Origin of the sequence: Kitasatospora sp. NPDC048296 (genome assembly GCF_043201815.1) — a bacterium.
Lineage (GTDB): Bacteria > Actinomycetota > Actinomycetes > Streptomycetales > Streptomycetaceae > Kitasatospora.
This window is the reverse complement of sequence record NZ_JBICZB010000027.1, coordinates 78,281-96,985: the sequence shown is the minus strand read 5'-3', so window position 1 is coordinate 96,985 and position 18,705 is coordinate 78,281. Positions and strand designations below refer to the sequence as shown.

Here is an 18,705-nt window from a genome sequence, read left to right as displayed (position 1 = left end):
TGTCCCCCCCACCCCCCCCCCCCCACCCCTCCCCCCCACCGTCTTTTTGTGTATACGGTTTTTTCCCATTGGGGGGGGGCCCCCCCCCCCCCGGGGGGGCCCCCCCCCCCCCCCCGACGGGGTGAAGCAGGTGGGTGTCAGTGGAAGCTGTGCTCCGCCGCCGGGAAGGCTCCGGTGCGGACCTCCTCGGCGAACTCGCGGGCGGCCTCGCCCAGGACGCCGCGCAGGTTGGCGTACTTCTTGACGAACTTGGGCACCCGGCCCGCCGTCATGCCGGCCATGTCGGTCCAGACCAGCACCTGGGCGTCGGTCTCCGGCCCGCCGCCGATGCCGACGGTCGGGATCGCCAGCTGCTCGGTGACCTGGGCGGCCAGCTCGGCCGGGACGGCCTCCAGGACCACCGAGAAGGCGCCGGCCTGCTGGACGGCCTTGGCGTCGCGCAGCAGCTGGTGCGCCGCCTCGTCGCCGCGGCCCTGGACGGGGTAGCCGCCGAAGGCGTGCACGGACTGCGGGGTGAGGCCGATGTGCGCCATCACCGGGATGCCGGCCTCGACCAGCAGCTCGATCGAGCGGGCGCTGCGCTCGCCGCCCTCCAGCTTGACCGCGCCGACCCCGGCCTCCTTCATCAGCCGGGCGGCGTTGTGCATGGCCTGGGCGGGCGACTCCTGGTACGAGCCGAACGGCAGGTCGGCGACGATCATCGCGCGCTGGGTACCGCGGACGACGGCGGCGGAGAGCATCGCCATCTGATCCATGGTCACCGGCACGGTGGTCTCGTAGCCGAGGTGGCAGTTGCCGGCGGAGTCGCCGACCAGCAGGACGGGGATCCCGGCCTCGTCGAACACCCCTGCGGTGAGGGCGTCGTAGGCGGTCAGCATCGCCCACTTCTCGCCGCGCTGCTTGGCGGCGGCGAGGTCGCGGACGGTGACGCGGCGGTTGGTGATCCCGCCGTAGAGGGTGGTGGTCGACGCCTGGTTTTGGGCAGGCGAAGGCGAAGAAGCGTTCATCGAACGGACTCCTGAAGGGTTGTCGTCTCGTGGCGCCGTGCGGCGTCCCCGGATCACCTCCATGCTTGCACGCCCCGACGTGAGCGCAAAGAGGGGTGCGCGCGACCGGGTGCGATCCACGCCACACCGGCCCCTCCGGGCCATCCGGGCTTTGCCTCCATTTTACGAAACGGATTCGTCTCGTATCGTATTGGCCGCTACTCTGGTGCGGGGGGTTACGAGACGTCCGCGACTCGCAAATGCCCGCCAGTGCCACGCCAACACGGACGGGAAGACCAATGACCACCGCAGCCGCGCCACCCCGTGTGCCGGAAGCCATCCACCGCAGACGCTGGGCGATCCTGTGCACCCTGGTGCTCGCCCTGCTCGTCGTCGTGCTCGACAACTCGATCCTCAACGTCGCGATGAAGACCATCGCGACCCCCGCCCCGGTCGGTCTGGGCGCCACCCAGAGTGACCTCGAATGGGCGATCAACTCCTACACCCTGGTGTTCGCCGGGCTGCTCTTCACCTCGGGCCTGCTCGGTGACCGCTTCGGCCGCAAGCGTGCCCTGCTGGCCGGCATGGTGGTCTTCGGCATCGCCTCGCTGCTGTCCGCGATGGCCGGCTCGCCCGGCGAACTCATCGGCTACCGCGCCCTGATGGGCGTCGGCGGCGCGCTCGCGATGCCCGCCACGCTGGCGATCATCATGAACGTCTTCGAGCGCGAGGAGCAGCCCAAGGCGATCGGCATCTGGGCCGGCGCGGTCGGCCTGGCCATCGCCATCGGCCCGATCACCGGCGGCGTGCTGATCGAGCACTTCTGGTGGGGCTCGGTCTTCCTGGTCAACGTCCCGATCGTGGTCGTCGCGGTGATCGCGATGGCGATCCTGGTCCCCGAGTCCAAGGACCCGAACCCGGGCAAGATGGACCCGGTCGGGGTGCTGCTGTCGATCATCGGCCTGGTCGCGCTGATCTACGGCATCATCAAGGGCGGCGAGCTGGCCGACTTCACCTCCTTCGAGGCCTGGGGCCCGACCCTGCTCGGCGTGCTCGCGCTGGTCGCCTTCGTCTGGTTCGAGCGCCGCACGCCGTTCCCCGCGCTGGACGTCACCTGGTTCCGCAACAAGGTGTTCAGCGCCTCGGTGGTGGTCGTCGCCGTGATCTTCTTCGCGCTGATGGGCGTCTCCTTCTTCGGCGTCTTCTACACCCAGAGCGTGCGCGGCTACAGCGCCCTGCAGGCCGGTCTGCTGATGCTGCCGCTGGCCGTCGCCCAGCTGATGTTCGCCCCGCGGGCCCGGCTGGTGGTCGACCGCCTCGGCGTCGCCGCCACCGCCGCCGGCGGCATGGTGCTGGTCGCGATCGGCTTCGTCGGCTACACCGTGCTGACCGCGACCACCCCGATCTGGGTGCTGATCGTGCTCGGCCTGGTGATGGGTGCGGGCATGGCGCACGTCATGCCCCCGGTCACCGTCGCGATCATGGGCTCGCTGCCCCGCGAGAAGGCCGGCGCCGGATCGGCCGTCAACAACACCTTCCGCCAGGTCGGCGGCTCGCTCGGGGTCGCCGTGCTCGGCGCGGTGCTCTCCAGTGTCTACCGGGACGGGATGGCCGACACCCTCAACCACCTGCCCGAGGGGCTGCGCGAGAAGGCCGGCGAGTCGCTGGAGTCCACCCTGGCCATCGCCGAGCGGATCCCGAACGGCGCGGGCAAGGCGCTGATCGCCCCGGCGAACGACGCCTTCATCCACGCCATGCACGTGGTGGCCTCGCTCTCGGTGGGCATCTCGCTGGTCGGCGCGCTGGTCGCCTGGTTCCTGCTGCCGCGCCGCACCGCCGCCCCCGGCGGCCCGGCCGGACCGGCCCCGGCGCAGCCGGGCCAGGCCCGGGAGGCCGCGGCCGCCGACGCCTGATCTGCGGATCAGCTGCGCGACAATGGCCCTGCCGACCGGTGCACCCGGTCGGCAGGGCCTCGGTCCAGGCGGGGCCACCCGCCCGCGGACCCACCCACCGAAACGCCACGGCGCCCGCGCGCGCAGGGGTCAGCGAGGGAGAGACATCGGGGATGAGGACGGACACGCCGAGCGCCGACACCGGGCAGCACTGTGCGGCCGCACGCCGCGGCCGGCCCCGCAGTGAGGCCGCCGAGCAGGCCATCCTCACCGCCGTCGAGGAGATGATGGCGGCCGGCACCACACTCTCCGAGCTCACCATCGAGGGCATCGCCACCGCCGCCGGCGTCGGCAAGGCCACCATCTACCGGCGCTGGTCCAACAAGGAGGCCCTGCTGGTCGACGTGGTCAGCCGGCTGGAGGTCCCGGTACCGGAGCCGTCCGGCGGCAGTGCCCGGGACGACCTGATCGAGATGATCGACTACGTCCGCCGGCGCGGCCTCGCCAAGCGCACCCGCTGGGTGCTCAAGGCCGCCCTCGGTCAGATGCAGACCCTCCCCGAGCTGTACGCCGCGTACCGCGAGCGGGTGATCAAACCCCGCCGGGAGGCCGGGCTCGGCCTGATCCGCCAGGCCGTCGCCGAGGGCATCATCCGTGACGACCTCGACCTGGACCTGCTCGGCGACCTGCTGATGGGCCCGATCCTCTACCGCAGCATCCTGTGGGACGACTCCGACCTGGAGGACCCGGACCTCGCCCGCAAGATGGTCGACGCCCTGCTCGACGGCCTCGCGCCCAAGTAGCGCCCACGCAGCGCCCACGCAGCGCCCAAGCAGCGCCCGAGTGGATCGTGTCCGGACGTGGCCTGGCTCACCAAACCGGGCCACGCCGGAACCCGCTCCCGGGGGCGGGCGTCTGTCCCGGCATAGGCTGAGCCGGGTATCCGATCAAACCGGCACCAGTCCGGCACTCCGCCCGTACCCGCACGGACCGGACGCCGGACCGGCGACGGCACGAACGAGGGAGCCACGGCATGACGCAGGCGGACAGCACCGACCGCATCACGGCCGCCTGGGGCACGGGCGCCGCCCCCGGCGGCCGTACCGGCGGCTTCCTCGGCCTGCGGGGCTGGGGCCGGGACGGCCGCGGCAGCAGCACCTGGCGGCGCGGACTGGTGATCGCGCTGCTGGCCGTGCTCACCGCCGTGCTGCTGGCCTTCCACGCCGAGGTGCCCAACGGCGTCGGCAACCTCGGCAGCCTGCTGGAGACCTTCCTGCCCTGGCTGGGCCTGGCCGTCCCGGTGCTGCTGGTGCCCGCGCTGCTGCGCCGCTCCGCCACCGCGCTGCTCGCCCTGCTGCTACCCGCCGTGCTGTGGGCCAACCTGTTCGGCGGGCTGCTGACCGACAAGAGCGGCGGCAAGGGCGACTGGACGGTGGTCAGCCACAACGTCGCCGCCGACAACACCGACGTGCCGGGCACCATCCGCGGCCTGGTGGCCTCGGATGCCCAGATCGTCGCCCTGCAGGAGCTGGCCGGCAAGGCTCTGCGGGCCTACGAGACCGGCCTCGCCGACGCGTACCCGTACCACGCGGTGGAGGGGACGGTCGGGCTCTGGTCGAAGTACCCGATCAGCGGGGTCTCCCCGGTGGACCTGAAGATGGGCTGGACCAGGGCGTTCCGGGCTCAGGTGGCCACCCCGCAGGGCCCGGTCGCGGTGTACGTCGCGCACCTGCCGTCGGTCCGGCTCAAGGCCGAGAGCGGTTTCACCGTCGACCAGCGGGACGTCAGCGCCCAGGCGCTCGGGGACGCGATCCAGGGCGAGCAGCAGAAGAAGGTCCTGCTGCTCGGCGACCTGAACGGCACCATGAACGACCGCAGCCTGGCGCCGGTCACCTCGCAGATGCGCTCGGCCCAGGGGGCCGCCGGGGACGGCTTCGGCTTCAGCTGGCCGTCCGCCTTCCCGATGGCGCGGATCGACCAGATCATGAGCAAGGGCGGGCTCAAGCCGGTGGACTCCCGCACCCTGCCCCGGGACGGCAGCGACCACCTCGCGGTGGCCGCCGCCTACCGGTACTCCTCGTAGGTCAGCCGCGCCGCCAGCGGTTGGTGATCGGCAGCCGGCGGTCCCGGCCGAAGTTCTTCACCGAGATCTTCGGGCCCGGCGGGTACTGGCGCCGCTTGTACTCGGCGGTGTCGACCAGCCGGACCACCCGGTCCACCACGGCCGGGTCGAAGCCGGCCGCGACGATCGCATCCCGGCCCTCGTCGCCCTCGATGTAGCGGTCCAGCACGCTGTCCAGCAGGTCGTAGTCGGGCAGCGAGTCGGTGTCCTTCTGGTCCGGCCGCAGCTCGGCGGACGGCGGCTTGCTGATCGTGTTCTCCGGGATCGGCGGCATCTCGCCGCGCCGCTCGGCCTCCTCGTTGCGCCAGCGGGCCAGCCGGAAGATCAGCGACTTGTAGACGTCCTTGATCGGCCCGAACGCGCCCACCGAGTCGCCGTACAGGGTCGAGTAGCCGACCGCCAGCTCGCTCTTGTTGCCGGGCGCGAGCACGATGTGCCCCTCCTGGTTGGAGATCGCCATCAGCAGGGTGCCGCGCAGCCGGGACTGCAGGTTCTCCTCGGCCAGGCCGGTCAGCTCGGTGGCACTCAGGTAGGCGTCGAACATCGGGGCGATGGAGACGGTCCGGAAGTGCAGCCCGGTGCGGCGGGCCAGCTCGGCCGCGTCGTCCCGGGAGTGCTGGGAGGAGTAGCGGCTGGGCATCGAGACGCAGTACACGTTCGAGGGCCCGATCGCGTCCACCGCGATCGAGGCCACCAGCGCCGAGTCGATGCCGCCGGAGAGGCCGATCAGCACCGATTCGAAGCCGTTCTTGGTCACGTAGGCCCGGGTGCCGGCGACCAGTGCCGCCCAGATCTCGGCCTCGTCGGACAGCCGCGGCGCGACCCCTGCGTCGAGCCGTCCGGCGGGGGCCTCGGCCTGCTCGCCGCCCAGCTCGGTGCGGACCAGGCGGAGCCCGTCGCTCAGCAGCAGGCCGTCGGTGCGGTCGCTGCTGGCCGCCGGCAGGTCGAGGTCCAGCACCAGCAGGTGCTCCTCGAACTGCGGGGCGCGGGCGAGGACTTCGCCGTGCGCGCCGACCACGATCGAGTCGCCGTCGAAGACCAGCTCGTCCTGGCCGCCGACCATGTTGACGTACGCCAGGGTGCAGCCCGCCTCGGCCGCGCGCCGCTGGACCAGCTCCAGCCGCTGGTCGTCCTTGTTCCGCTCGTACGGCGAGCCGTTGACCACCAGCAGCAGTCCGGCCTCGGCCTCGCGGGCGGCGGTGACCCGGCCGCCGTCCTGCCAGATGTCCTCGCAGATGGCCAGCGCGACGTCCACCCCGTGCACCCGCAGCACCGGCAGCTGGTCGCCCGGGACGAACCAGCGGTACTCGTCGAAGACGCCGTAGTTGGGCAGGTGGTGCTTGGCGAAGCGGGTGACCACCTCACCCCGGTGCAGTACGGCGGCGCAGTTCTGCGGCGACCCGGCCGGGCGGCCGAAGCGCGGCGAGGCGTGGTCGGAGCGCCCGAGGTAGCCGACCACCACCGGCACCTCGCCCAGCCCGTCGTCGGCCAGCCGCCCGGCCAGCTCGACCAGCGCACCGCGGGAGGCCTCGACGAACGAGCTGCGCAGGGCGAGGTCCTCGACCGGGTACCCGGTCAGGGCCATCTCGGGGAACGCGACCAGCTGGGCACCGGACTCGACGGCCTGCCTGGTCCAGCGCACCACCTCATCGCTGTTGCGGGCGATGTCACCGACCCAGGGGTCGATCTGGCACAGGGCGAGACGGAGATTGGGCATGCCCCGAGTGTAATCGTCTAACTGACGCAATGTCCCGCGCGGGGGTCCGGAACCGGGGTCGGCACTGCCGGGCGGCGCGATGATCGGCCATGATGGGGGCAGTCGCCGCGCGAGGTCTTTCGGGGGTCGCCCGGGCGTAACACGAGCGTAAAGAGCAGAGGTGAGACTGTCCCCATGGGCAAGCAGCAGCAGTTCGTGCTTCGGACGCTCGAAGAGCGTGACATCCGGTTCGTCCGGCTGTGGTTCACCGATGTGCTCGGGTTCCTGAAGTCGGTCGCGGTGGCGCCGGCCGAACTGGAGCAGGCATTCGAGGAGGGCATCGGCTTCGACGGCTCGGCGATCGAGGGCTTCGCCCGGGTCTACGAGTCCGACATGATCGCCAAGCCGGACCCGACGACCTTCCAGATCCTGCCGTGGCGTTCGGAGACCCCGGGGACCGCCCGGATGTTCTGCGACATCCTGATGCCGGACGGCTCGCCCTCCTACGCCGACCCCCGGTTCGTGCTCAAGCGCACCCTGGAGAAGGCCTCGGACCTGGGCTTCACCTTCTACACCCACCCCGAGATCGAGTTCTTCCTGCTGAAGAACCTGCCGGGCGACGGCACCCCGCCGATCCCGGCCGACCAGTCCGGCTACTTCGACCACACCCCGCGCGGGGTGGGCCACGACTTCCGCCGCCAGGCGATCACCATGCTGGAGTCGATGGGCATCTCGGTCGAGTTCTCGCACCACGAGGGCGCCCCCGGCCAGCAGGAGATCGACCTGCGCTACGCCGACGCGCTGTCCACCGCCGACAACATCATGACCTTCCGGCTGGTCATGAAGGAGGTCGCGCTGGAGCAGGGCGTGCACGCGAGCTTCATGCCCAAGCCGTTCTCCGAGCACCCGGGCAGCGGCATGCACACCCACGTCTCGCTGTTCGAGGGCGACCGCAACGCCTTCCACGAGTCCGGCGCCGAGTACCAGCTCTCCAAGGTCGGCAGATCCTTCATCGCCGGCCTGCTGCGGCACGCCGCCGAGACCGCCGCCGTCACCAACCAGTGGGTGAACTCCTACAAGCGGATCTGGGGCGGCTCCCAGCGCACCGCCGGCGCCGGCGGCGAGGCCCCCTCGTACATCTGCTGGGGTCACAACAACCGCTCGGCGCTGATCCGGGTGCCGATGTACAAGCCGGGCAAGCAGGGCTCCACCCGGATCGAGGTCCGCTCCCTGGACACCGGCTGCAACCCGTACCTCGCCTACGCCGTCACCCTCGCGGCCGGCCTCAAGGGCATCGAGGAGGGCTACGAGCTCCCGCCCGGCGCCGACGACGACGTGTGGGCGCTGTCCGACTCCGAGCGCCGCGCCCTCGGCATCCAGCCGATGCCGCAGAACCTCGGCGAGGCGATCGACCTGATGCAGCGCAGCGAGTTGGTCGCGGAGACGCTGGGCGAGCACGTCTTCGACTTCTTCCTCAGGAACAAGCGCCAGGAGTGGGAGGAGTACCGCTCCGAGGTCACCCCGTTCGAGCTGCGGAAGAACCTCCAGGTGCTCTGAGCCCGGCTCAAACCCCTTCGGGCCCGTTGTCGTTCGTTCGGACGACGGCGGGCCCGCGGTGCGGCGGGGGCGGGTTCCAACGGCCGGGCCGGTCCACCCGCCGGTCATGCCCGGCGCCGCGCCGCGCGGGCGCGTAACCTGCTGGGGGGACGGATGGAGGGGCCGATGGCGGCGGAGGAGCAGCGGGCCGGGAGCCGGGTCAGCCGGCCCGAGATCAGGCTGGTCCGGCGCGGGTTCACCGACCCCGCGCAGGCGGTGCGGCTGCTGGCGGGCCCCGCACTGGTGGGCCTGGCCGACGACCCGGTGGTGCTGGACGCGCTCGGCGCCACCGCCGACCCCGACCTCGCGCTGCTGGGCCTGGCCCGGCTGCTGGAGGCCGCCGACGAAGGCGAGCGGCACACCCTGCGCGACACCCTCGCCACCTCCAAGCCGTTGCGCGACCGGCTGTTCGGCGTGCTCGGCGTCTCCACCGCGCTCGGCGACCACCTGGCCCGGCACCCGCACGACTGGCACGTGCTGGTCACCTTCGAGCTGCGCGACATGCACCCCGGCCCGGAGGACTTCCGCCGCGCCCTCGCCGAGGGCGTCCGGGACGACACCCTCGGCCCGGCGAACGCGCTGCGGGTCGCCTACCGCCGCTGCCTGCTGGCCATCGCCGCCCGCGACCTCACCGGCACCACCGACCTCGCCCAGACCGCCGCCGAACTCGCCGACCTGGCCGGCGCCACCCTGCAGACCGCCCTGGACCTCGCCGCCGAGCAGGACCCGGAGGCCGCCGCGGCCTGCCGGCTCGCGGTGATCGGCATGGGCAAGTGCGGCGGCCGCGAACTCAACTACGTCTCGGACGTGGACGTCATCTTCGTCGCCGAGCCGCGCGAGGGCGTGGACGAGCACGAGGCGGTCAAGGCCGCCACCCGGCTGGCCGCCGCACTCACCCGGCTCTGCTCGGACACCACCGGTGAGGGCACCATCTGGCCGGTGGACGCCAACCTGCGCCCGGAGGGCCGCAACGGCCCGCTGGTGCGCACCCTGGCCAGCCACCTCGCCTACTACCAGCGCTGGGCCAAGACCTGGGAGTTCCAGGCGCTGCTCAAGGCCCGCCCGGTCGCCGGGGACGCCGAACTCGGCGCCGCGTACGTCGAGGCGCTCGCCCCGATGGTCTGGCAGGCCGCCGCCCGGGAGAACTTCGTCACCGACGTGCAGCAGATGCGCCGCCGGGTGATCGACTCCATCCCGGTCACCGAACTGGACCGCCAGCTCAAGCTCGGCCCGGGCGGGCTGCGCGACGTCGAGTTCTCCGTCCAGCTGCTCCAGCTGGTGCACGGCCGCACCGATCCGGCGCTGCGCAGCGGCAACACCCTGGAGGCGCTGGCCGCGCTCTCCCGCGGCGGGTACGTCGGCCGGGCGGACGCCGCCTCGCTGGACGCCGCGTACCGCTTCCTGCGCTCGCTGGAGCACCGCATCCAGCTGCACCGGCTGCGCCGCACCCACCTGATGCCCACCGCCGAGGAGGACCAGCGCCGCCTCGCCCGCTCGCTCGCCGCGCTGATCAACGACGACACCCGCTCCGACCCGGTGGCCGCGCTGCAGCGCGAGTGGAAGCGGCACGCGGTGGAGGTCCGGCGGCTGAACGAGAAGCTGTTCTACCGTCCGCTGCTCGACGCCGTCGCCGAGCTGCCGCCCGGCGCCGCCGGGCTGACCCCGGACGCGGCCCGGGCCCGGCTGGAGGCGCTCGGCTACGCCGATCCGGCCGCCGCGCTGCGGCACATCAGTGCGCTCGCCTCCGGGGTGAGCCGCAAGGCGGCGATCCAGCGCACCCTGCTGCCGGTGCTGCTCGGCTGGTTCGCCGACTCGGCCGACCCGGACGCCGGGCTGCTCAACTTCCGCCAGGTCTCCGACGCGCTCGGCCGCACCCCCTGGTACCTGCGGCTGCTGCGGGACGAGAGCGCCGCCGCCGAGCAGCTGGCCCGGGTGCTGTCGGCCGGCCGGCTCGCCCCCGACCTACTGCTGCGCGCCCCCGAGGCGGTGGCCATGCTGGGCGACCCGCAGGGCCTGGTGCCGCGCGGCCGGGCGGCGCTGCAGTCGGAGATACTGGCCGCCGTCGGCCGGGCCGGGTCCACCGCCGCCGCCGTGGCCGCCGCCCGGTCGGTGCGCCGCCGGGAGCTGTTCCGTACGGCCGGGGCGGACGTGCTCGGCCGGCTCGGGGAGGACCCGGGCGAGGCGCTGGACACCGCGGGGGAGGCGCTGACCGCGCTCAACGGCGCCACCCTCCAGGGCGCGCTGCGCGCCTGCGTGGCCGGCTGGGAGGCCGAGCACGGGGACCTGCCGACCCGGATCGCGGTGATCGCGATGGGCCGTTTCGGCGGTCACGAGCTGGGCTACGGTTCGGACGCCGACGTGCTCTTCGTCCACGAGCCGCTGCTCGGCTCGCTGGAGCAGGAGGCGGCCCGGGCCGCCCAGGCGGTCTGCAACGAGCTGCGGACCCTGCTGGCCGCGCCGTCCACCGAGCCGCCGCTGCTGGTCGACGCCGACCTGCGGCCGGAGGGGCGCAGCGGCCCGCTGGTGCGCACCCTGGCCTCGTACGCCGCCTACTACCGGCGCTGGTCGCACGCCTGGGAGAGCCAGGCGCTGCTGCGGGCCGAGCCGGTGGCCGGGGACGAGGAGCTGGGGGCGCGGTTCCGGCAGCTGATCGACCCGCTGCGCTTCCCGGGCACCGGAGTGCCGGAGCGGGACCTGGTGGAGATCCGCCGGATCAAGGCGCGGATCGAGGCCGAGCGGCTGCCGCGCGGGGCCGATCCGACCACCCACACCAAGATCGGCCGGGGCGGGCTGGCGGACGTGGAGTGGACGGTGCAGTTGCTCCAGCTCCAGCACGGGCACGAGCTGCCGGCCCTGCGCACCACCAGGACCAGGGCCGCGCTGGCGGCCGCCACGGAGGCCGGGCTGGTCGAGCCGACGGACGCGGAGGTGCTGGACACGGCCTGGGTGCTGGCCTCGCGGGTGCGGGCGGCGGTGATGCTGGTGCGCGGGCGGCCGGGGGACAGCTTCCCGGGCGAGGCCCGGGAGCTGGCCGGGGTGGCCCGCTACCTGGGGTACGGCGCCGGGCACAGCGGGGAGCTGGTGGACGACTACCGGCGCACCACCCGGCGGGCCCGGGCGGTGGTGGACCGGCTGTTCTACGGGTCCGGCTGAGCCTTCACGGGCATGTGAAAGGGGCCCCCGCGTGAGGGGCCCCTGTTCGGTACGGCTACCGCCGCGCGGTGCTGACCGCCGGCTCGCTCCACTGCTCCGGGACGGTGATCGGCTCCTCCGTCGCCGTCTCCCGGGCGGGCACCTGCGGCAGCTTGTAGACCCACTCGTGGTAGATCCAGCGGGCGGTGAGGAAGCCCACCGCGAGGCAGATCTCGCCGCCGACGGCGTCCATCCAGAAGTGGTTGGCGGTCGAGATGATGACCGTCAGGGTGGTCAGCGGGTACATCAGGCCGAGCACCCGGACCCAGGTCCGGCGGGCCAGGTAGAAGATCGCCAGACCGCACCACATCGACCAGCCGATGTGCATCGAGGGCATGGCCGCGTACAGGTTGGAGACGTGCGCGGCGGGACCGGAGGCGAAGGAGCCCCAGGTGTGGTGGACCTGGACGGTGTCGATGAAGCCGCCGCCGGTCATCAGCCGGGGCGGGGCCAGCGGGAAGAAGTAGAAGCCGATCAGGGCGATCCCGGTGGTGACGAACAGCGTCGTGCGGGCCGCGACGTAGCGGCCGGGGTGGCTGCGGTAGAGCCAGACCAGCACGCCGATCGTGATGATGAAGTGCAGCGTCGCGTAGTAGTAGTTCATCCCGGTGATGAGCCACCCGACGCTGTCCATGGCGTGGTTGATCGAACGCTCGACGGCGATGCCGAGGTGCTGCTCCAGCTCCCAGATCCAGCGTGCGTTCCGCTGCGCCACCGCCTCCTGTTCGGGGACGGCGTTGCGCACGATCGAGTAGAGCCAGTAGCTGATCCCGATCAGGGCCAACTCGAACCAGATCCGCGGCCGGGCCGGTGAGCGGCGTTGGTCGCGGATGCGGCCGCGCAGAGCGGCGGTGCGGGACTGGGCGGCACGGGTGGCTCCATCGGGCAGCCGGGCCGGGGCGGCCGCCGCTGCTTCGGAACCGCCACCGTGGGCCGCGTCGGCGCGCCCGGCGTCGCCTCGCTGGATCTCGGTCGGTTCCCCCATGGTCGGCAAGTCTGCCAGACCGCTCGTAGCCGTCTGCTCATCCTCTGGAAGTGGATTCTTCACCGGCTGTCCCCCTTGAGGGCTAGGGGGCGGATCCCACCGGGGTAGGGGGTGCGATCGGTTCTGGTGCTTACCGGTGGAGCGGACATACGTCCCATTGTCAGGCCGGCGGCCGAAGGGGCGTAACCGGGGTGGTCCGGAGCGCCCGTGGCCTGGATTTTCCCGGCACGAAACGCTTTCTGCATCTTGCTGAAACATATTGCAGGCCGCTAGCTTCCTGGGAAATCGATCGCCCTTCCCCCTAAGGGAGCCCCTCAGTGGCCGATACGCCGCTCCGCCCCCGACGGAGCACCGCCCGACGGAGCACCGGCCGCCGCAGACCCGGCCGCACGGCCGTGCTGCTGGCCGCCGCACTGACCGCCGCCACCCTCGGCGGCGCCCCTGCGGCCCTCGCCGCCGCCCCGCCGCCCCCGCCCTCGGACGCCGCGCTGGCGGCCACCGCCGGGCGGCACGACCTCACCCGCGAGCAGTTCTACTTCGTCCTGCCCGACCGCTTCGCCAACGGCGACACCGCCAACGACACCGGCGGCATCACCGGAGGCCGGCTGGACAACGGCTTCGACCCCGGCGACAAGGGCTTCTACCACGGCGGCGACCTGGCCGGACTGATCCAGAAGCTCGATTACATCCAGAACCTCGGCACCACCGCGATCTGGATGGCCCCGATCTTCAAGAACAAGCCGGTGCAGGGCAGCGGAGCCGACGCCTCGGCCGGCTACCACGGCTACTGGATCACCGACTTCACCCAGGTCGACCCGCACTTCGGCACCAACGAGCAGCTGAAGGAGCTGATAGCCAAGGCGCACGCGCGCGGCATCAAGGTCTTCTTCGACGTCATCACCAACCACACCGCCGACGTCATCGACGACGCCGAGCAGCAGCACGGCTACCGCTCGGTCGGCGCGTACCCGACCCTCGACGCCGACGGCAATCCGGTCGACGAGACCGCGATCGCCGACGCCCGGGCCCCCTGGCCGAAGATCACCAAGGACTCCTTCCCCTACACCCCGGTCTTCCGCACCCCGGCCGACGCCAAGGCCAAGAGCCCGTCCTGGCTCAACGACCCGGCGCTGTACCACAACCGCGGCGACTCGACCTTCGTCGGCGAGTCCGCCACCGAGGGCGACTTCAACGGCCTGGACGACCTGGACACCCAGAACCCCCGGGTGGTGAAGGGCTTCGAGCAGGTCTACCAGCAGTGGGTCAAGGACACCGGTGTGGACGGCTTCCGGATCGACACCGTCAAGCATGTCGACATGGCCTTCTGGCAGCAGTGGGCGCCCGCGCTCAAGGACTTCGCCACCAAGCAGGGCAACAAGAAGTTCTTCATGTTCGGCGAGGTCTACTCCGGCGACCCGGCCGTCACCTCGCCGTACGTCACCAAGGGCAAGCTGCAGGCCACGCTCGACTTCCCGTTCCAGGGCGCGGCCCGCTCCTACGTCTCGCAGGGCGGCTCGGCCAGGAACCTCGCCGACGTCTATGCCCAGGACTACCGCTACACCAGCGCCGACACCGACGCGTACGAGCTGCCGACCTTCCTCGGCAACCACGACATGGGCCGCTTCGGCTCCTTCCTGCTCGCCGACAACCCGGGCGCCGACGACGCCACCCTGCTGAAGAAGGACCGGCTCGGCAGCGAGCTGCAGTTCCTCACCCGCGGCCAGCCCGTCGTCTACTACGGCGACGAGCAGGGCTTCACCGGCGCGGGCGGCGACAAGGACGCCCGGCAGGACATGTTCGCCTCCAGGACGCCCTCCTACAACAGCGACCGGGTGCTCGGCGGCGCCTCCGGCCCGGCCGACCGGTACGGGCAGGGCGGCGAGCTCTACCAGGGCATCGCGGGCCTGGCCAAGCTGCGCCGGGACAACCCGGCGCTGGCCGACGGCGCGCAGATCGAGCGCTACGCGGCCGACGGCGCGGGCGTGTACGCCTTCTCCCGGATCGACGCCGGCCAGCAGGTCGAGTACCTGGTGGCGGTCAACAACGCCACCGAGGCGAAGACCGTCACGCTGGACACCTTCTCGGCGGGGATGGGCTTCGACCCGATCTACCCCTCGGCCGGAGCGCGGGTCACCAGCGGCGCGGACCGCAAGGTGACCGTGACCGTCCCGGCGCTGTCCTCCGTGGTGCTCAAGGCGGGCGCCGAGCTGGCCGCCGCCACCGCCTCCAAAACCGGTGCCGCGCCGCAGCTCTCGGTGCAGCCGCCGACGGACGGCTCGACCGGCCCGGTCACGGTCGGCGCCACGGCGGACGGCGGCGGTTTCAACCGGGTGAGCTTCGCCGCGCAGATCGGCAACGGGCCCTGGCAGACCCTGGGGACGGCCGACACCGGGAAGTCCGGCTCCGACGGGCAGAGGCTCTTCGCCGTCACCCAGGACCTGAGCGCGGTCGCGCCCGGCACGGTCGTGCGGTACAAGGCCGTCGTGCAGGACTCCAGCGGCCATCTGCGCTCCGCCACCGCGAGCTTCACCACCGGCACCCCCGCGCCCAAGCCGGTGCCCACCGCCGGCGCCCGCCCGTACGCCGTCGTCCACTACAACCGGCCGGACGGCGACTACGACGGCTGGATCCTGTACGCCTGGGGCGACCTCGCCGACGGCGAGGGCACCCAGTGGCCGGCCGGGCACCCCTTCATCGGGCGGGACGCGTACGGGGCCTTCGCCTACGTGCGGCTGAAGCCCGGGGCCTCGGACGTCGGCTTCATCGTCGAGAAGAACGGCGTCAAGGACGTGGACGCCGACCGGCACATCGACGTCGGCGCCACCGGCGAGGTGTGGCTGAAGCAGGGCGACGCGACCGTCCGCACGGCCGACCCCGGCCCGGCGGCCGGGTCGACCGGTTCGGGAATCCCGGCGAACACCGCCGTGATCCACTACAACCGGGCCGACGGGAACTACGACGGCTGGGGCCTGCACGACTGGACCGGCGCCGCCAACCCCACCGACTGGGGCAAGCCGCTGATGCCGGCCCGCCGGGACGCCTTCGGCGCCGTCTTCGAGGTGCCGCTCGCCCCCGGGGCGACCAGCCTCAGCTACATCCTGCACAACGGCAACGACAAGGACCTGCCCGCCGACCAGTCGCTGGACTTCGCCGTCAACGGCAAGGAGGTGTGGATCCTCGGCGGCCGTGAGGGCTACCTGCTGCCGCAGAACCCCGCCGCCTCCTCGCAGTTGGACCTCTCCGGCGCCAAGGCCCAGTGGATCGACGCGAAGACCGTCGTCGTCCCGGCGAACTACGGCGCCACCGACCAGGCCCTGGCCGGCGGCACCAGCGCCCAGCTCGTCTACGACCCCGAGGGCGGCATCCGCGCCGACAAGGGCGTGCTGACCAAGCCGGGCAAGTGGATCCGCCTCAACCCCGTGGCCGGCGGGCTGACCGACGCCCAGAAGGCCAAGTACCCGCACCTGGCGGGCTACCGGGCCTTCTCCGTGGACGCCCGGGACACCGCCCGCGTCCCGGCCGCGCTGCGCGGCCAGCTGCTGTTCACCGAACACCTGCCGAGCGGCGCGGTGCTGGCCGGGACGGGCGTCCAGACCCCGGGCGTGCTGGACGACCTGTACGCGCGCCGCACCGGCAAGGTGGACTTCGGTCCGGCGTACTACGACGGCAAGGTCGCGCTCTCGCTCTGGGCGCCGACCGCCCAGGAGGTGTCCGTCCAGGTCTTCGACAGCGCCACCGGGGGCACCCCGAGGACGCTGCCGCTGAAGCTGGACGACGAGACCGGGGTGTGGGAGGTCGTCCGCGACAAGCAGGAGTTGGACGGCAAGTACTACCTGTACCAGGTGAAGGTCTGGGCACCGTCGGTGCAGCAGCTGGTGGTCAACACCGTCACCGACCCGTACTCGGTGGCGCTGTCCACCGACTCCAAGCGCAGCCTGGTCGCCGACCTGGACGCCAAGGAGCTCAAGCCGCAGGGCTGGGACGACCAGCCCCGCCCGCAGGCTGTCCCGCCCGCGCGGCAGCAGATCCAGGAGTTGCACGTCCGGGACTTCTCGGTGGAGGACACCACCGTCCCGGAGGCCGAGCGCGGCACCTACCTGGCGTTCACCGAGTCCGACTCGGCCGGGATGAAGCACCTCCGGGACCTCGCCAAGGCCGGGGTGACCACGGTGCACCTGCTGCCGACCTTCGACATCGCCACCATCCACGAGAACCGGGCCGACCAGAAGCTGCCGGCCTGCGACCTCAAGTCCCTGCCGCCGGACAGCCCGAAGCAGCAGGAGTGCGTGGCGGCCGTCGCCGCCGACGACGCGTACAACTGGGGCTACGACCCGCTGCACTACAACGTGCCGGAGGGCTCGTACGCCACCGACCCGAACGGTACGGCGCGCACCGTGCAGTTCCGGCAGATGGTGCAGGCGATGCACGCGGCCGGGCTGCGGGTGGTGCTGGACGTGGTCTACAACCACACCGCCGCCAGCGGCCAGGCCGAGCACTCGGTGCTGGACAAGGTCGTACCCGGCTACTACCAGCGGCTTGACGCCGACGGCAAGGTGACGGCGGACAGCTGCTGCGCCGACACCGCGCCCGAGCACGCCATGATGAACCGGCTGGTGGTCGACTCGGTGACCCTGTGGGCCCGCGAGTACCAGGTCGACGGCTTCCGCTTCGACCTGATGGGCTTGGACCCGAAGTCCACCATGCTGGACGTGCAGGCCGCGCTGCGGAAGATGACGCCCGAGTCGGACGGCGTGGACGGCAAGAACATCTTCCTCTACGGCGAGGGCTGGAACTTCGGCACCGTCGCCAACAACGCCCGGTTCCAGCAGGCCACCCAGCAGAACATGGCCGGCACCGGCATCGCCACCTTCGACGACCGGATCCGCGACGCCGCCCGCGGCGGCAACTTCATGCTGAGCTCGGCGCCGCAGCAGGGCTTCGCCTCGGGCCTGTACACCGACCCCAACGGCTCGCCCGCGAACGGCGGCCCGCAGGAGCAGAAGGCCCGACTGCTGCACCAGATGGACCAGTTGAAGGTCGGGCTGACCGGCAACCTGGCCGGCTACTCCTTCACCGACAGCTCGGGCAAGGCCGTCACCGGCGCCCAGGTCGACTACAACGGCGCCCCGACCGGGTACGCGGCCAAGCCGGGCGAGGCGGTGGAGTACGTGGACGCCCACGACAACACCGACCTGTTCGACGCGCTCGCGTACAAGCTGCCGACCGGCACCGCGCCCGCCGACCGGGCCCGGATGCAGGCGCTCGGGCTGTCGCTGACCGCGCTCACCCAGGGCGCGGGCTTCGCCCAGGCCGGCAGCGACCTGCTGCGCTCCAAGTCGCTGGACTCCAACGCCTACGACTCGGGCGACTGGTTCAACGCCATCCACTGGGACGCGACTCAGGGCAACGGCTGGGGCCGCGGCCTGCCGATGGCCAAGGACAACCAGGAGATGTGGCCGACCGCCCGATCCCTGCTGGCCAACCCGAAGTTGACGGTGGGCGCGGCCGACATCCGGGCGACGACCGCGCAGTTCCAGGACTTCCTGCGGATCAAGCAGTCCTCGCCGCTGTTCTCGCTCCCCACCCTGGCCGACGTCCAGCAGCGGCTGTCGTACCCGCTCTCCGGCACGTCCGGCGAGACGCCCGGGGTGATCACCCTGCACCTGGACGGCGCCGGGCTGCCGGGCGCGGAGAAGGGCATCACGGTGGTCTTCAACGCCACGCCCGCCACCCAGACCCAGGCCGTCGCCGAGCTGAAGGGGACCGGCCAGACGCTGCACCCCGTCCAGGCGGCCGGGGTGGACCAGGTGGTGAAGCAGTCCGGCTTCGACGCCGCGACCGGGACCTTCACCGTGCCGGGTCGTACCGTGGCGGTATTCGTCCAGAACTGACCAACTGATTCCGACTGTCCGGTAACTCCCGGGCCCCGCACCGCTGTTACAGCCGGTGCGGGGCCCGGTTCCGTTTCGGCCGGGGAATGGCCGGAATCCGGCGGTGGCACGGCCGGAACTGTGACGTGCCGCACCCGCGCGAGGCTGCCGCCCACCGCGCGGTAGGCGCCGGAGGACTGAGCGCTGGTCAGTCACCTCCGACTGTGATCGAACTTTGTCAGGACCATGAAAACCGTGTTCAAGACTTGGTCATGCCGTAACACAGCTGACGGACCGTTGTGCATACGGTTTCGGTAATGAATCGGCCAATCAGTGGCATGCATCTGTCATTAACGGCGCGTTTGC

9 protein-coding genes are annotated in these 18,705 nt (G+C 72.0%); 6 read left to right on the top strand and 3 right to left on the bottom strand.

Going from position 1 to position 18,705, the window contains the following annotated elements; all coding sequences use genetic code 11:
• Positions 1-137: 137 nt before the first annotated feature.
• A complete protein-coding gene (gene panB, locus ACGF12_RS18430) occupies positions 138-1,007 on the bottom strand; it encodes a 3-methyl-2-oxobutanoate hydroxymethyltransferase (RefSeq protein ID WP_393030643.1) in 870 nt (289 codons plus the stop codon).
• Between the two features lie 278 nt (positions 1,008-1,285).
• Here panB and ACGF12_RS18425 point away from each other — a divergent pair, with 278 nt between their 5' ends.
• From ACGF12_RS18425 to ACGF12_RS18415, 3 genes are all read left to right on the top strand, one after another.
• Positions 1,286-2,899 carry an MFS transporter gene (locus tag ACGF12_RS18425; RefSeq protein ID WP_393030640.1) on the top strand — a complete coding sequence of 538 codons (1,614 nt, stop codon included), beginning with the start codon at positions 1,286-1,288 and terminating at the stop codon, positions 2,897-2,899.
• A 152-nt stretch (positions 2,900-3,051) separates the two neighbouring features.
• Entirely contained in the window at positions 3,052-3,681 is a 630-nt protein-coding gene (locus ACGF12_RS18420; protein WP_393030637.1) for a TetR/AcrR family transcriptional regulator, read from the top strand.
• Between the two features lie 230 nt (positions 3,682-3,911).
• Entirely contained in the window at positions 3,912-4,961 is a 1,050-nt protein-coding gene (locus tag ACGF12_RS18415; protein ID WP_393030634.1) for an endonuclease/exonuclease/phosphatase family protein, read from the top strand.
• A 1-nt stretch (position 4,962) separates the two neighbouring features.
• On the opposite strand, the gene ACGF12_RS18410 is transcribed toward ACGF12_RS18415, so the two are convergent.
• Complete coding sequence (locus ACGF12_RS18410; protein WP_393030631.1) at positions 4,963-6,717, bottom strand: NAD+ synthase; 1,755 nt, start codon at positions 6,715-6,717, stop codon at positions 4,963-4,965.
• A 174-nt stretch (positions 6,718-6,891) separates the two neighbouring features.
• On the opposite strand from ACGF12_RS18410, the gene glnA reads away from it, so the two are divergent.
• Both glnA and ACGF12_RS18400 read left to right on the top strand, forming a co-directional pair.
• Positions 6,892-8,253: a type I glutamate--ammonia ligase gene (gene glnA / locus ACGF12_RS18405; protein WP_380609224.1), complete on the top strand. Its 1,362-nt coding sequence runs from the start codon at positions 6,892-6,894 to the stop codon at positions 8,251-8,253.
• 165 nt (positions 8,254-8,418) lie between these two features.
• Entirely contained in the window at positions 8,419-11,445 is a 3,027-nt protein-coding gene (locus ACGF12_RS18400; RefSeq protein ID WP_393030627.1) for a bifunctional [glutamine synthetase] adenylyltransferase/[glutamine synthetase]-adenylyl-L-tyrosine phosphorylase, read from the top strand.
• Positions 11,446-11,500: 55 nt separating this feature from the next.
• On the opposite strand, the gene ACGF12_RS18395 is transcribed toward ACGF12_RS18400, so the two are convergent.
• Positions 11,501-12,469, bottom strand: a complete 969-nt coding sequence (locus tag ACGF12_RS18395; RefSeq protein ID WP_393030625.1) for a phosphatase PAP2 family protein — start codon at positions 12,467-12,469, stop codon at positions 11,501-11,503.
• Between the two features lie 317 nt (positions 12,470-12,786).
• On the opposite strand from ACGF12_RS18395, the gene pulA reads away from it, so the two are divergent.
• Positions 12,787-18,360, top strand: a complete 5,574-nt coding sequence (gene pulA, locus ACGF12_RS18390) for a pullulanase-type alpha-1,6-glucosidase (protein ID WP_393030622.1) — start codon at positions 12,787-12,789, stop codon at positions 18,358-18,360.
• Positions 18,361-18,705: the final 345 nt, after the last annotated feature.